General features: G+C 64.7%; 15 protein-coding genes. 7 read left to right on the top strand and 8 right to left on the bottom strand.

The genetic code is table 11. The annotated features are described in order from the left end of the window. Positions 1-158: 158 nt before the first annotated feature. The gene (locus ACY65G_RS09140; RefSeq protein ID WP_464997072.1) at positions 159-1,529 is read left to right on the top strand and encodes an NCS2 family permease; all 1,371 of its coding nucleotides are present in this window, start codon (positions 159-161) and stop codon (positions 1,527-1,529) included. Positions 1,530-1,601: 72 nt separating this feature from the next. Here the strand turns inward: ACY65G_RS09140 and ACY65G_RS09135 are convergent, their stop codons facing one another. Together ACY65G_RS09135 and ACY65G_RS09130 are read right to left on the bottom strand one after the other, a co-directional pair. After that, on the bottom strand, positions 1,602-4,046 hold the full coding sequence (locus ACY65G_RS09135) for a 3'-5' exonuclease (RefSeq protein WP_464997032.1): 2,445 nt from the start codon (positions 4,044-4,046) through the stop codon (positions 1,602-1,604). Positions 4,047-4,136: 90 nt separating this feature from the next. Next, complete coding sequence (locus ACY65G_RS09130; RefSeq protein WP_464997031.1) at positions 4,137-4,772, bottom strand: SAM-dependent methyltransferase; 636 nt, start codon at positions 4,770-4,772, stop codon at positions 4,137-4,139. A 207-nt stretch (positions 4,773-4,979) separates the two neighbouring features. Here ACY65G_RS09130 and ACY65G_RS09125 point away from each other — a divergent pair, with 207 nt between their 5' ends. Continuing rightward, complete coding sequence (locus tag ACY65G_RS09125; protein ID WP_464997030.1) at positions 4,980-5,615, top strand: exopolysaccharide biosynthesis protein; 636 nt, start codon at positions 4,980-4,982, stop codon at positions 5,613-5,615. Between the two features lie 101 nt (positions 5,616-5,716). On the opposite strand, the gene ACY65G_RS09120 is transcribed toward ACY65G_RS09125, so the two are convergent. The 5 genes from ACY65G_RS09120 to ACY65G_RS09100 form a co-directional block, all read right to left on the bottom strand. Next, positions 5,717-6,415: a hypothetical protein gene (locus tag ACY65G_RS09120; RefSeq protein ID WP_464997029.1), complete on the bottom strand. Its 699-nt coding sequence runs from the start codon at positions 6,413-6,415 to the stop codon at positions 5,717-5,719. 207 nt (positions 6,416-6,622) lie between these two features. After that, on the bottom strand, positions 6,623-7,594 hold the full coding sequence (locus tag ACY65G_RS09115; protein ID WP_464997028.1) for an IS1595 family transposase: 972 nt from the start codon (positions 7,592-7,594) through the stop codon (positions 6,623-6,625). A gap of 85 nt (positions 7,595-7,679) precedes the next feature. Next, complete coding sequence (locus ACY65G_RS09110; protein ID WP_464997027.1) at positions 7,680-7,925, bottom strand: hypothetical protein; 246 nt, start codon at positions 7,923-7,925, stop codon at positions 7,680-7,682. Between the two features lie 39 nt (positions 7,926-7,964). Continuing rightward, positions 7,965-8,537 (bottom strand): PEP-CTERM sorting domain-containing protein, encoded by a 573-nt coding sequence (locus ACY65G_RS09105; protein ID WP_464997026.1) that lies wholly within the window; start codon positions 8,535-8,537, stop codon positions 7,965-7,967. 103 nt (positions 8,538-8,640) lie between these two features. Next, positions 8,641-10,032, bottom strand: a complete 1,392-nt coding sequence (locus ACY65G_RS09100) for an MgtC/SapB family protein (protein ID WP_464997025.1) — start codon at positions 10,030-10,032, stop codon at positions 8,641-8,643. Positions 10,033-10,149: 117 nt separating this feature from the next. Between ACY65G_RS09100 and ACY65G_RS09095 the strand changes: the two genes are divergently transcribed. After that, positions 10,150-10,740: a hypothetical protein gene (locus ACY65G_RS09095; RefSeq protein WP_464997024.1), complete on the top strand. Its 591-nt coding sequence runs from the start codon at positions 10,150-10,152 to the stop codon at positions 10,738-10,740. Between the two features lie 237 nt (positions 10,741-10,977). Beyond that, positions 10,978-11,652: a hypothetical protein gene (locus tag ACY65G_RS09090; protein WP_464997023.1), complete on the top strand. Its 675-nt coding sequence runs from the start codon at positions 10,978-10,980 to the stop codon at positions 11,650-11,652. Positions 11,653-12,096: 444 nt separating this feature from the next. On the opposite strand, the gene ACY65G_RS09085 is transcribed toward ACY65G_RS09090, so the two are convergent. After that, entirely contained in the window at positions 12,097-12,342 is a 246-nt protein-coding gene (locus tag ACY65G_RS09085) for a hypothetical protein (RefSeq protein WP_464997022.1), read from the bottom strand. A gap of 227 nt (positions 12,343-12,569) precedes the next feature. Between ACY65G_RS09085 and ACY65G_RS09080 the strand changes: the two genes are divergently transcribed. Genes ACY65G_RS09080 through ACY65G_RS09070 form a run of 3 tightly spaced genes read left to right on the top strand, consistent with a single transcriptional unit; the run spans position 12,570 to position 15,060 of the window. Continuing rightward, the gene (locus tag ACY65G_RS09080; protein ID WP_464997021.1) at positions 12,570-13,286 is read left to right on the top strand and encodes a phosphatase PAP2 family protein; all 717 of its coding nucleotides are present in this window, start codon (positions 12,570-12,572) and stop codon (positions 13,284-13,286) included. Continuing rightward, positions 13,286-14,173, top strand: coding sequence for a diacylglycerol/lipid kinase family protein (locus tag ACY65G_RS09075; RefSeq protein ID WP_464997020.1), 888 nt, complete (start codon positions 13,286-13,288; stop codon positions 14,171-14,173). The genes ACY65G_RS09080 and ACY65G_RS09075 overlap by 1 nt, the downstream gene beginning before the upstream one ends. A gap of 8 nt (positions 14,174-14,181) precedes the next feature. Beyond that, a complete protein-coding gene (locus ACY65G_RS09070; RefSeq protein WP_464997019.1) occupies positions 14,182-15,060 on the top strand; it encodes a metallophosphoesterase family protein in 879 nt (292 codons plus the stop codon). The last annotated feature ends 13 nt before the right edge of the window (positions 15,061-15,073 follow it).

Genomic DNA, 15,073 nt, shown 5'->3' with positions numbered 1-15,073 from the left:
GTTTTCGATATAACCGATATGCACGATCGACATATGTGGTTGACGGCCTGCGGCTCTAAGCTCTCGTGGTACCTCATAACGACGAGACACCCCGACGACGCCCCGCGGCAGAGTCGGCGGGTAAAAATACAGGAGCAGCCGCCATGTCCCAGCCTCAAATGCGCGTCGAGCGCGACAGCACTCTCACGCCCCCGCCGGCCGCCACCGGCAAACTAGACCAGTATTTCCAGATATCGGCACGCGGCAGCACGCCGCGGCGCGAAGCGGTGGCCGGCCTGACCACTTTCATGGCCATGGTGTATTCCGTGTTCGTGGTGCCCGGCATGCTTGGCAAGGCTGGCTTCGACGTCAATGCGGTGTTCATCGCCGTCTGCCTGACCGCGGCGTTCGGCTCGCTGCTGATGGGCTTGTGGGCGAAGCTGCCGATCGCGGTGGGCTGCGCGATTTCCCTGACGGCCTTCACGGCGTTCGACCTGGTGCTGGGCAAGGGCTTGTCGCCGGCCATCGCCCTGGGTGCCGTATTCCTGATGGGCGTGATCTTCACGGCGATTTCCGTGACCGGCGTGCGCTCGTGGATCCTGCAGAACCTGCCGGCCGGCGTGGCGCATGGCACCGGCGTGGGCATCGGCCTGTTCCTGCTGATGATCGCTTCCAACGACGTGGGCCTGGTGGTCAAGAACGCGCATGCGGGCCTGCCGGTCGCCCTGGGCAATATCACGTCCTTCCCGGTGGTCATGAGCATCCTCGGCCTGGCCGCCATCTTCGGCATGGAACAGCGCCGCGTCCCCGGCGGCATCCTGCTGGTGGTGATCGCCATTTCCGGCATCGGCCTGGCCTTCGATCCGAACGTGCGCTTCACCGGCGTGTTCTCGTGGCCGCAACTGAGCGCGCCGGGGCAGGCTTCCCTGATCGGCGCGATGGATCTCCAGGGCGCGCTCAGCATGGCCGTGCTGCCAAGTATCCTGGCGCTCGTCATGACCGCCGTGTTCGACGCCACCGGTACCATTCGTGCCGTGGCCGGCCAGGCTGGCCAGGTCGATTCGAAAGGGTATATCCATAACGGCGGCAAAGCACTTACGGCCGATTCGGTCAGCTCGATCTTCTCCGGCCTGGTCGGCGGCGCACCTGCCGCGGCTTACATCGAATCCGGTGTCGGCACCGCCGCCGGCGCCAAGACCGGCCTGACCGCCGTCGTCGTCGGCCTGCTGTTCCTGGCCCTGATCTTCTTCGCGCCGCTAGCCGGCCTGGTGCCTTCGTATGCCACGGCGCCGGCGCTGATGTACGTCGGCCTGCTCATGCTGAGCGGTGTGGCCCACATGAGCATGGACGACAAGATGGATACGCTGGCCGGCCTGGTGTGCGCCGTGTTCATCCTGCTGAGCTGCAATATCGCCACCGGCATCATGCTGGGCTTCTGCACCCTGGTGATCGGCCGCGTGATTGCCGGCGAATGGCGCAAGCTGAACGTCGGCACCGTCAGCATCGCCGTGGCGCTGGCCGCGTTCTATGCAGGTGGCTGGGCGATCTGAGTTCCGGCCTGGTGTTGTAAAAAGGCAGCGGGTGGCGCTGCCTTTTTGCTTTGATGCCGGCCGTCCCTGCTTTTACGTCGACCTTCCGAGCCACTCCCCGAACGGCTCTGCCGACTGCCCCGGCACCAGGTAAAACACCTTCCTCGTGCCATCCCAGTGCGCTCCCAGCTTCCTGGCCCTGGCCCAGTCGTCGCCATTCGCCCTGAATTCGATGCGCGCCGGTGCCTCCTGGCGCTGGCCGTTGCGCGTGAGCGCCAGCTCGGCGCGCGGGCGGTTGCGGTCGATCTGCATGCGGTCCACGAACGGGCTGCGCAGGGCGGCGTCGAGCGGGGACACGAGCGTGAGCGCCGAGATGGCGCGCGTGATCGCCACGTAGAACAGGTTCTCTTCCTCGGCGCGGTCGGCGCGCGCGAACGGGAACTCGCCCGTTTCGAGGAAGGGCAGGATCACGTGGCCGAACTCCTTGCCCTTGGCGTTGCGAACGCAGTCGAGCTGCACGCAGTGTTTCTGGCGCGAGCGCGTTCCATACCGGTCCGCGGTGCCGAGCCATTCCGAAAACCCGCGCAGGTCCAGCGACAGGTCTTCGGCAGCCTTGATGAAGCCGGCGATCGACCTGCGCACCACGCGCGCCTCGTGCGCGTGCACGTACAGGCGCTTGGCCAGCGCTTCGATGTCCATCAGTGCGCAGATGTGGCGCAGCACCTCGTGGGCGGGCGCTTCGGGGCCCGCGTTGCGCATGTGGTCGATCACCCGGGCCATCCGTTGTTTCACGTCGCCCGCCACTACCTGGTCGAGCTTGGACAGCAAGGTCAGAAGATGATTGCGCAGCATGTTCAGCAATGTCTGCGCGTCGACGACCATGACGCTGCGTTCCAGGTAGCCGATGAGCGTGTTCACGTCCTCGTCGACCAGCGCCACCGCGCGCATGAGGGCCGTGTCGCCATGGCTTTCTCCTTCCGCGTCGACGAAGGCAAGCAGGCTGCCGAGTTGCTGGCGCATGGCGCCCAGCACCAGGTCGGGCGCCTGGCTTCGCGACGCATCGGCAAGCGCATCGACGATGCGCGCAACGCGATCCCGCACGTCCTTCGACCCCCGCTGGTCGACACGGCCGGTGAACAGCCACGTCAAGGCCACGGGTTCGTCGATCACGGCCTGCCGCAACTGCGCCACGTCGTCGTCGCGCGTGAAACTCACTTCGGCGAAGGTGGCCACGGCATCGAAGATGGCGCCCCGCTTCCCCTTGTCCGTGGCAGCGAAGTTGTCGAGCGCAATGGCGATCATGCCGCGCAAGAACAGGATCTCCTCGCGATCGAGATAGCGCGGCATCTCCAGCGTGCGATAGGCGAGGCCGGCCTGCATCAGCGCGTTTTCGATGTCGATTGCCTGGTGCGGTTCGCGAACGAGGATCGTGCATTCCTCGGCGGCCTTGCCGGCTTTCGTCCAGTGCTTCACTGCCTCCACGACCTGCGCGGCGCAGCCCGGCGCGCCGGGGCCATAGTGAAGCTCGCGGATATCGGTGCGCAGGTCGAGCACCGAGTCGGCCGGCTTGTTCTTGAATGCGCCCGCCGCATAGGCCAGGTGCGGGCCGTGGCGGAAGCTGTACGTCAGCGGGTATGTCGCGGTGGCCGGGAACGCCGCCATGAAACGGCTGCGCATGAATTCGTCGCTGGCGCCGAGCCGTGAGTGGATCACCTGGTCGATGTCGCCGGCACCGATGAAATACGTGTAGTCGGGCACGATCATGTGCAGCAGCAGGTGGAACGATGCCTCGTTGAGGTCGTGCAGCTCGTCGCACAGGATGATGCGCGGACGCGGCAGGTCCTGGCGCAGGTCGGCGTCTCCGTCCAGCATGCAGGCCAGGTCATACGTTGCGTCGAACGGGCCGCGAAATTGCGCGTGGTCCCGGGTGCGCAGGCGCAGGTGTTCATACTCCGTGATCGTCAGCGCGGTGGAAATGCCGACGCCCAGCGCGTCGCTGATCTCGTCCTCGCCAAGGCCGTCGAGATCGGCCTGCAGGCGCAAGGTTGCCTTCAGTTCCAGCTGCGTGTGGAAGAACTGGCTCAGCCCCGATGTCGACGTGTCGGACACCAGGTAGTCGATCTTGCCGGCATACTTGTCGCTGGCGCTCTGCAGCGCTTCATCCACATAGGGCTTCAGCTCCTTGATGTGGCCGATCTGCGGCACCGTGCGCTGTTCGAGCGTTTCCAGCGATTCGATCGCGAACTGCTCGAACGTGGCCACGCGCAGCCGCGCCGCCGTGGCGGCGGGAATGCCGATGTCCACCAGCCGGCGTTTCAGCACATCGCGGGCTTCCGGCGTGAAGGTGAGCGTGAGGATCAGCTCCGGCGGCAGGCCGCGGGCAAGCGCTTCACCGATGCGCAGCGCGAGGGTCGTGGTCTTCGCGGCGCCGGCATTTGCGTGGATGACGACGGTCTTGTCCCGCGACAGCTGGATCGCGACCTGTTCGTCGGTAGGGCGGATGGTGCCGGGGGAGAAACGTGGTGCTTCTTGTGTCATTGCTTGCCTGCGATGAAGGATTGGTGTCGCCGGCACCTGGTTCACTGCAGCCGGGGAGTGATTCTATCGTTTCCCGGATGCGGCGAACTTTCAGCGCGGGTAAATAAAGCCGGTCCGGATATCCATCGGCATGACACGGTTCCCGTCTTTCACCATCAAGCGCTGCGGCGGTTCGTTCCCGGCCAGCGCACGCGGGAAAACAGGGAGTCCTTCGCCTTTGCGCAGCAACGCGTCGCTTCGTTCATACACGTTGGGGCAGTCCGTTGCCTTCAGCAGCGCCTGCACCACGGCCACCTTCCACAGGTCGACAGCCCCGGCATTGAACTGGCACACCAGGTAGCCGGCGGTGCCGCCATAGCTGTGCACCAGCAAGCCGGGGAGGCCGTCCTTTTCGCCGTCGACCAGCTGGACGAGGGCCTGCGGATCGGCGCCGCGCAGCGCCTGGGCGCGGCGTTCCACGGCGGCCTGCACGCGCCGCTTCATCATGGCGTGGTCGACCGGCTCGTCTTCGCGCAATGTCCACACGCGGGCCGCGATCTGCGACTTCGCGTTGTAGGCTGCGCGGGCCAGGAACTGGCGCGCCGACGACTGCACGATCGCCGTGGCGCCGGGTTTGTTGCGCTCCTGCGGCTTGCCGTCGACCTTTTCGATGGCGGAGGGGTAGATCCACGGGTCGCCGGCCAGCAGGCTTTTTTCCTTACCCTGTTTGATGGTGATGATGAGCATGTGAGGCTTTCTTGAACAGGGTGGGGATGATACAGCAAGCCGATACCGTGGCGGCGGGCCGGTGCCGGCATCAAAAGAGTCCGTTATTCTGCCGATAACGGGTGTCCACTGAGGAGCTCGGTCGCTATACTGTCGCAGCGCCGCGCCAGCGATGCGCGAGACCGATCGGCATCCGCCGGAATCCACCAACCAAACGAAGAAAACGCAATGCACACTGACTCCCACAGTGATTCCATCTCACAGCGGATCCGCGCGCTGGTCCGCTCCCTGCCCACCACGGGCATCACGCTGAGCGAACTGATACATCGTGTCGGCAACGACGGCCTGCTGCTCCTGACCGCGCTGCTCACGCTCGTGTTCCTGCTCCCCGTGTCGATTCCCGGTGTCAGTACCGTGTTCGGCGCGGCGATCCTGCTCATCGCCGTAAGCCGGCTGTTCGGGCGCGAACTGTGGATTCCGGCCCGGTTGAAGAACAAGACGATCGGCACGAGGAAGCTGCGGCCCGTGCTGCGCAAGGCCTTGCCCTGGCTGCAGAAGATCGAACGTGTCAGTCGTCCGAACCGTATCAAGTGGCTGGTGGCGAAGGGGCCTGTCGAGCGCATGAACGATGCGTCGATGATCCTGGGCGCCGTGCTGTTGATGATGCCGTTCGGCATGATTCCTTTCAGCAATACCATTCCTGCCGTGGCGGTGCTGTTCCTGGCCATCGGCCTGCTGCAGCGCGATGGCGTGTGCGTGTTGCTGGGGTATATCAGCAATGTCGCCACCATCGTTTATTTTGGCGTGCTCATCACGGGCGGCGGACTGGCCATGCGCGAAGCGTTCGTGCGCATGACGGCCTGAGATTGCCGGGCGCCGTGCCGGCCGGGACATGCCCGCCTGCCGGCACCATTACTCGATCGCGAGTAAAGCCGGTGTCCCGGCCCGCGGCCGGGACACCGGGCTCAAGCCTGCGGACGCGCTCCTGGCCTGCGCGAGTGTCTCCGGCGCTTTACCATCGCAGCCGCCGCCAGCAGTGCGAGCCCGGAGCCCGTCATGGCCCGCCCTGTCGGCTCGGGTACCGCCGAGATGGAAATCGTTGTCGTGCTGGCGTTCATCCAGAACGGGCCCAGCACGAGATCGCCGTCTTCCCAAAGCATCACGCCGGCCGACTGGTCGAAAGGAGCGCTGAAGGCAAGCTGCTGCGGCTGGCCCAGCAGGTGCGTCAGCGAATAGCCTGGCACATCCAGCATGATGCCGTTCTGCACCTGTCCATTGCCGTAACCCTGGGAGTCGAAGAATGAAATCGACAGGTTCAGGAAAGGCTTGCCGGTGAAATCGTCGCGGGCGAACATGGCCCGCAGGCTGTTGTTGGATGTGCTCTCGTGCATCTCGAACGACCGGCCTCCCACGGTAAAGCTGAAGCTCGCCGGCGCCCAGACAGTTTCCCATGACGCGCCGTCGCCATAGTGTTCGACCGACAGCGCATCCGTGTCGAATTGCATGCGCATCACGAGTTCATAAGGTGTGCCCGCGGCGATATCCGGGTGGCTGTAAGGGGCGTTCACGGTTACACCGACGCTCGTGCTGGTGAATGAAACGGGAACAGCGCCGGCCACGAGGGGCGCCAGCACCAGGGCGGCGGTTACGATTGCTCTTTGCATGGATTCTCCATATGAGGGAGAGCAAAGATTATCGGAATTGCAAGCATCTGTCAGGCATCTGTGACTGTCGCGCTACAGCGGGCATCGTCGCGGTGCGAATGGCGCCGCGAGCGGCAATGCGCCGGCACCGCCCAGCGGTGTGAATCGCCTATTTTTCGGCGCTGTCAGCGCTAAATATGCGACGTGCGTTGATCGGGAACTTTTTCGTTACCCCGCCCCGAAAATATTGCTCTTGGTGACACTCACGCGCAGCCAGTCGGCCGGCAGCGTCCGTGTTGCGGCATCCAGTACTCGTTGCCAACCGGTGTAATTGGCCAGGTAACGACTGGCCACGCCATTGAAGCGGCGCAACCAGGTCTTGAAACGGCTATGCCAGCCATTGACGTTGTTCAGATGGATTGCGCCGCGTTTCCTGATGCCGGCGCGAACGTTGATCGCTTCATGCGTGATGTGGGCAGCGTGCGCAAATGCCTGGTAGGCCTTCGCCGCATCGCTGATCAGCAGCACATCGGGACTTAGTACCGGCGGCAGGTGCTGTGCTAGCTGGCTTGCGCTGACTGGTCCGCGGCCGACGACGAATTCATGGGTTGTCTTGTTCCTGTCGCGGACGACAAGGATGCAATCGTGTTCCCGGCTGATACCGCGCCGCCTTGCCTTGCCGCCCCGGCGGCGCGCCGGCCGGTCCAGGTGCCGCGAGCCCTTCTGCGATTCCAGCAGGTAGGTCTCGTCGGCTTCGACTATGCCCGACAGCATTGCCGGGCGCTCGCGCCGCACCCCGGCAATGAACCGGTGGCGCCAGCGAAAACTCGTCGAGCGGGCGACGTCGACGTGTTCAGCCGCGCCGCGCACGGTGCACGAATCGAGCAGGCACTGAAAATAGGCCAGCCATTTTTCACGATGGCGCAAGCGGGCCAGTGGCGTGCCGGTCAGCGCGTTGTAACTGCGGCCGCACTGGAGGCACCGATAGCGTTGCAGCCCGTTCGCGCTGCCGCAGCGGTGCTGGCGGGGACAGCCACAACGTGGACAGGGTCCGCGGCCAGCCGCTTGCTCGATCAGTACGAAACAGGCCGCACACGACGACAACGTGTCGAGCCACGCCCGCAAGCTGCCTGCCTGCTGATCGCTCAATGATTCACGGCGCAGTATGTCGAACAGCCCGGCAAAGCTCGCGGTGTCCATCGCCCCCTCCTCGGCATGAGTTACCTCAACGAAGAGTAAGACAGTGTCCGGTTCGATTAGTTCGCAGATCTAACGCTGACAGCGCCTATTTTTCAGGCTTGTCGCCGGTGGGTTCACCTGTGCAATCGCAGGAATCGTGCGTTTCATGCCGGTCCGTTGCGCGGCGTTGTTCCGGCTCATCCAGCACCCGGCGGATGACCTGCTTCGGCACGCCATCGCGCGCCATCACCAGCGCGGCCTGGTAGCGGCTGATATGCGGCATCAGTTCCACGGTCGCGTCGACGGCCTCGGCCACAGGTTCGTTCGGCTGGGTGCGACGTTCATTCTGCATGGATCACCTCCGGTTGCCAGCTTACACGCAGGCGACCGCTCAGGACAACGGGAACATTGTCATGCGGCGCCGCGCACGCCGGCTCGCGCGGGCCGCACCTGCCACGAGCGGCACACCGGCCAGGAGCAGTGCCCAGGTGGCCGGTTCCGGCACGACCGAAATCATGAACGTCGTTTCGGGCGTCCACGAATACGCCCATTCCTCGAAACTGCCGGGGCGGAAGCTGTAGCCGAATTCGCGGTCGCCGGAAAGATAGTAATGGCCGCCGCCCACCCATCCCTCGGGGTCGCTGCCGCCCTGGCCGGCGGAAAAGGACAGCAGGCCGTCCCGCCAGGAAAAGGTGTCCATGCCACAGCGATAGTAGTCATTGCTCTGGCTTGCGCAGGCCACGAAATCATGGCCTTCCAGTGTGAAGGACGTGATCTCGGACCGGGCGATGGTGCCGTCGCCATCGCCATCCTGGCCGGCAAAGCTGCCGGTCAGCCTGCGGTCGGACATGAACCGTTGTGTCACCGAATCATGAAAACCCTGGTAGGCAAAGGTCCAGGTCGCGGCATGGCCGGGGATGGCGCATGCCGCCAGCATGGTCACACAGAGAAACGGTCTCAGCATGAAAGCCTCCGCAGATGTGGGACTAGACTTCCAGTTTAGGACGGCGTTGCGGCGATCGCGAGTGGCGTTTTATCGAACTTGTCGGCAGTCGACACGTGCCGGCTCACGGCTGGCCGAGGCCGGCCGTGCGGCTGGCGGCAAATGGTGCAGGCTGGAGAGTGGTCAGTTCGGGCACGTGTTCCGTCACGAAGCGGGCCAGCGGCTCGCCCAGCAGCAGGCCGGCCAGGCCAACGGCGGCGATCACGCTCATGGCCAGGGCGATCGACAGCACGAAACGCCGGTTCGGCACGCGCAGCACGAACGGCAGGTTGATGGCCACGCTGGCGAGCGACGCGAGGATCGCGCCGGTGGCCGCCACGTCGAGGGCGAGCTTGCCCTCGGCCGCCAGGCTGGCCGCCGCCGCGACCGCGCTGGCGCTCGACACGGTACCGCCGATCACGCTCACCACATAAAAGCCCACGTTGCCGAAGTATTTTTGCGTCAGCACGCCAACGATGTGCAGCAGCAGGAAGATCAGGCCGTACTTCAGCGCGCTCCACAGCGAGAATGGGAGCACGATCTGGTTTTCTTCCGTGTCGGCCTCCTCTGTTGCCGGTTCGGCCGGGTGGCGCCGCACGAACACGAAAAACGCCGTGGCCGCCAGCATCGCGGCGAATGCGCCGATCCCGGCCACCGCCACGGCGGGAGCCAGCAGCGCCAGGATCACGGCGTTGCGCATCACCATGGCGACAGTTGCCAGCAGGATGCCGCGATAGGCCGCGGCGGCGACCGCGCCCACCGCGCTGGCGCTGACACGCGAGGCCAGTTCGTTGACCGTCACGCTGCTGTTCACGAGGCCGCCGAGGAAGCCGGCGATCGTCACGCCGCGCGCGCCGAATGCCTTCCACAACACGTAGTTCACGAAGCCGATGCCGGCGATCAGGATCACGGTGGCCCAGGCCGCGCGCGGCTGGATCAGGCCCATCGGCCCGATGCTCCCTGTCGGCAGGGCGGGGTAGATGACGATCGCCAGGATCGCCAGCAGCAGGGCGGAGCGCAACTCGCGCTCGGTGAGACCGATCGAGAAGCCTTGCAGGATGTCCTTCCACGCCAGCAGCGCGGTCGACGACACCATGATCGCGGCCGGCGTCAGCGTATGGCCCTTGCCGCACATGATGCCGGCCACGCAGGTGACCAGCATGGCGGCCGACGTGGTCAGCTCCGTGCCCTCATGGGTGCGCATGTCCTGCAGGTTCAGGAAAATGGTCAGCAGCCCCGTCAGGCACAGCACGATATAGGCATAGGTGTCGCCCAGCGACGCGCCGACGGCACCCAGCACGGCAATGAAGCCGAACGTGCGCAGGCCCGCCTCCTTCTTGCGCCGTTCCCGTTCCAGTCCGATCAGCAGGCCGAGCGCCAGCGCCAGCGCGAAGCGGGTCAGCATTTCGAGGTAGGGCCAGTCCGTGACAGGGTGGATTACCGCTGGCGCGGCCGGTAAAACGGAAATCAAACTCATGCGCCGACTGTAACGCCGATCGCCTCGCACCGCCCACACATTGTGGAGCGCGGCAATCCTGTGCGGCGAAAAAATTCGTTGGGCTAAGATGATCTTTCGGATAACACAGGAGGCATCATGCAGAACGACAAGGACAACACCGAACGGCTCACGCAGCCACCGATCCACACGCACCTGCCGGACACCGTGCCGCCCGAGGATGCAAAGAAAATCGTGGGCGACCCGGTGCCGCACGGCGCCGACTACAACTCGCCGCCGCCGCAAGGTGCCGGCAAATCGCTGGGCGGCAGCATCGACGATTCGGTGGGCGGCCCCGGCCTGGGCGCTGCGCCCGTGCCGCAAGGTGTTGGCGCCACCCAGCGCGACCACGACAGCCGCGCCGTGGACGAGCACATGGGCAACAGGCAGCAGGGAAATGGCGGCAATGCCCAGTCGGGGGGCAACGCCGGTGCAGCGCCGGCCGGCGGCGACCAGTCGGCCACGCCGGGCAACGCGCAGCGCGATGACAGTGCGCGTTCCGAAGGACTGCTGCCCGGCCAGGGCGAGGAAGACGGCCGCTACGAGGTGGCGGAAGAAGTCAGCCTCGACCAGCAATCCGACAGCGCGCGCCGCGTCGGCAGCATGGAGGAAGCGGCCAAGGGCCCGCATGGCGACAAACTGGCGGAAGCGGTGTCGCGCACCTTGGGCAGGGAGGGCGGCAAGTCCTGATCCTCTTCGTGGTGGGGCTGGCGCAACGCCGGCCCGCCCACGGGCGCACACGGCTTCTTTTGCATTGCCGATAATACTTTTGCGGCTTCTGCCTCGCGCAGAAGCAAACACGCAGACTTATTTCGGTGGCTTTTAAGATGCGTCAAATGTCCTGCTGAGCATTACCCTGCCTGCTCTGCCTATACTGCGGAGTATTGCGCAATGCATCGTGTGTTGCCGTACGTCAGGGAGAATTTCATGCGCCAGGATCCGCTTTTAGCCAGCATTGGCGCCATGCTGCGCCGGTTCAGGTGCGCCGAAGCATGGCTGCGCAAGGTAGGCTTGCCGGTATTCCTGGCGCGCGTGCCCGTGTGGCTGCTGTGCCTGCAATACTGCATCATGATGCGCGGTAAAACGGTGCGCATCACCCGCATTGCCGAACGCATCGTGCGTTGGCTTCAAACGATCACCCAGCTTGCCCAGGATGAACGGGCCCGTACCGAGCTGATCGACATCGACAGCGGCATGCGCAACGACATCGAATCGACCAAGCGCACGCTCCTGCTGTTGCGCGAGCTGTGCGTGGATGTCGGCGGCATGTTCCACAGTATCGGCTTCAAATCCGCCATGCTCGAGACCACGCAGGAAAACTTCCTGACCGTCGTCGATGAATCCTGCCTCACCGCTACCACATTGCAGCGCGCGCTGGAGATGCACGATACGCGTGCGCTGGCCCTTCTGCGCGAGATGGCGGAGGCCGAGCGGGCCAATATCGAGCAAGCGGATGCCGGGCGCGCGCATAGGGAGCGGGCCAATGGGGCGCAGCACGATGCGGAAAATACCGAAGAGGTGAACGCGCCGCAGGATACGGCGCCGTATCGCGCTATCGGCAAGGTGGCGACCGCCGCGGTCGGCACCGCGGCCAAGGCCTGAAGGAGTAACGGCTTGGAAAAAATAAGGCTGAACGAGTAAAGACCTGAACGCGTAAAGGCGTCAACGCGTAAAGGCCTGAACGCGTAAAGACCTGAACGCATAAAGGCATGAAGGCCTGAGGCCTGAATCACGCCGGGACGTGACCACCGGCACGGCTGCCGGTCGCACGCTGCGGCTATCGAAAAAATGCGATGGGTGAAGAGGGAGCCATCGCGCCTGCCGCGGCATGCCGGTCACGTCCGCCGTGACCTTTCACACATTCAGCACAGTTGGCACATTCAGCACATTTGGCACATTCAGCACATTTGGCACATTCAGCACACTGGCGCACTTCGCGCCACGCACACCTTGGTGCAAGTGCGCACCTCTTGCCGCGCGCTTCTCGCGACCTGTCCCGAGCCGTACTCGAGAGTCATGGCCATTGTGCGACACTGCACAGATGGATTACTGTGCTTTGGACAAGATCAACAGCCAGCGGCCGAACAGCAGGATCTCGATATGGCCGGGCTGTACGCCGGTATCGCATTCGATGATCGGGTTGACCGGATAGAAGCGCTTGCGGAAGTCGCGGCAAACCAGCATCTCGCGTCGGCCGAAACGCACCAGGAAAGACGTTGGAGCGTACTCGAGTCCGAAACGCGATTCGAAACGCGATGGGAGACGGCGAGGGTCGATGTCCATGATTGCCATGAGGTTTCCTTAAACGAAAAAAGGATCGAATAAACGATGGGCTTGCAACCGGATTACCTGGCGCCATGTGTGGCCAATGTGCCAATGTGTGACCAATGCGTGGCCATCTGGCTGGTCTCGTCCGGTGCTGCCTACTGGATACAAGCTTAACATAACTACTGTACAAAAACACAGGGCTGTATGAAAAAACAGGTTTTTCCGTCAACCGTTGCAAGTACGCGAATCCGATGAACGAAACGCTTTTTTCGAAGCTGCTGCGCTTCATCGGCGCCCGCCTGACGCCAGGCGGGGAGTTTGGGCTGCACCTCACCGCCGGGCTGGCGCTGCTGGTGGCGACGGTGTCGGTGTTCCGCGAAATCGCCGAGGCGGTGGGCGAGCAGGACGATATCGCCGTGTTCGACGTGCACGTAGCGCAGTGGTTCCACGCGCATGGATTCGAGCCGTTGACGACCATCATGCTGGGCTTTACCCACATGCATGGCATCGTCGGCATGTCGGTGGCCTCCACGCTGCTGGCGGCGTGGTTCTGGCGCAAGCAGGCGCCTTACTGGCTGCTGTCGGTGGTGATCGCGGCACCTGGCGGCATGCTCATCAACGTGCTGTTGAAGAACACGTATGCGCGGCCCCGGCCGATGTTCGACGAACCACTGCTCACGTTGGCAACCTACAGTTTCCCCAGCGGCCATACGGCCGCCTCCACGCTGTTCTATGGGCTGATCGCCAGCTATATCATTGCCACGTCGTCCAGCTGGCGCCGCCGTGTCGCCGCGGCGTTGTTCGCCGTCGTGATGGTGCTGCTGGTGGCGTTCAGCCGCGTCTACCTGGGCGCGCATTACGTGTCCGACGTGGTCGCGGCCATGGCCTACAGCACCGGCTGGCTGGCCGTCTGCATCGCCGCGGTGTCCACGCTGCGGCGGCGCCGCGCCGGGCGCCGGGACCAGTAATGACGCCGGTCACGGTGATCGTCAACGCGGGCGCAGGGCAGGGCTATCGCGGCGACTGGGCGGCCGCGCTGTACCGCAAGTTCGCGGCAGTGGGCCTGGCGGCGGATGTGACGCTGGCCGGCAGTGGCGAGGAAATGATCGGCGTGGCGCGCGAGGCCGTCGACGACGGCGCGAAGATCGTGGTGGCCGGCGGTGGGGACGGTACGATGAATGCCGTGGCATCGGCGGTCGCGGGCAGCCCGGCCGCGTTCGGTGTCCTGCCGCTGGGTACGCTGAACCATTTCGCCAAGGACCTGGGCATCCCGCTGGCGCTGGACGACGCCATCGCCGTCATCGCGCATGGCCGGCCCATGGCCGTGGACGTGGGCGACGTCAATGGCCGCATCTTCCTGAACAATTCGAGCCTGGGCCTGTACCCGGACATCGTGCGCGACCGCGTGAAGCAGCAGCGCCGGCTGGGCCGCGGCAAGTGGCTGGCCTTCTGCTGGGCCAGCCTGGCGGCACTGCACCGCTTTCCATTCCTCAGCCTGCGGCTGCGCGTGCACGGTACCGAACATGCGCGGCGCACCCCATTCGTCTTCATCGGCAATAATGCCTACACGATGGAGGGATTCAACATCGGCGAACGCGCGCGGCTCGACTGCGGCCAGCTGAGCCTCTATGTAGCGCAACGGCCGACCCGCTTCGGCCTCGTGCGGCTGGCCTGCCACGCGCTGGCCGGGCGGCTGGCGCAGGCCCGCGACTTCGATGTATTGCTGGCCGAAGACCTGACGATCCATACCCGGCGCAAGCTGGTGCGCGTCGCCACCGATGGCGAGGTGTCACTGATGGCGCCGCCGCTCAACTACCGTTCGCGCCCCGGCGCGCTGACGGTCATCGTACCCTAGGAGAAAGCATGCGAACCATCGTGCACCTGTCCGACATCCACTTCGGCCGCGTCGACGAGCGGCTGCTCGCGCCGCTGCGCGCCACGGTCGAGGCGGTGCAGCCGCACGTCGTCGTCGTGTCCGGCGACCTCACGCAGCGTGCCCGCAGCGACCAGTTCAAGGCCGCCCGGGCATGGCTCGACACGCTGCCCGGCCCGCAGATCGTGGTGCCGGGCAACCATGACATCCCGCTGTACAACGTGGCGGCCCGTTTCCTTGCGCCCTTGACGAAATACCGGCGCTACATCACGGAAAACCTGGCGCCCGAATATGTGGACGACGAGATCGCCGTGATGGGCCTGAACACCGCGCGCTCGCTGACGATCAAGGATGGCCGCGTCAACCGCGAGCAGATCGATCGGCTGCGCGACCGGATGGAAAAAGTGGACCAGAAACTCACGCGCGTCGTCGTCACGCACCACCCGTTCGACCTGCCCGAGGCGTTCAACGAGGACGACCTGGTCGACCGTGCGCCGATGGCGATGGAAGCATTTTCAAAGTGCGGCGTCGACCTGCTGCTGGCCGGCCACCTGCATGCCAGCCATTCCGGCAGCAGCGCCACGCGCTACAAGATCGCCGGCTATTCCGCATTGATCGTCCAGGCCGGCACGGCAACATCCACGCGCGGCAGGGGCGAAACCAATTCGTTCAACGTGCTGCGCATCGATGGCGACGAAATCCAGGTCGAGCGTTATGGCTGGAAAGATGCGTCCGGCGCTTTCGAAGTGGCCACGATCGAAGTATTTCGCCGCGACGGCAACCTGTGGCAACCGCTGGGCACGGCGCCCGACATGCCGGAAGCCATCACCAGCGACGAGACCGTGGCGCCGCAGACAATCAGCGGTTGAGTGCCTGGTGTCG

The organism is Pseudoduganella sp. jia 12 (assembly GCF_055502675.1).
The sequence above is the reverse complement of the archived record's forward strand: the minus strand, read 5'-3'. Positions and strand labels throughout refer to the sequence as shown.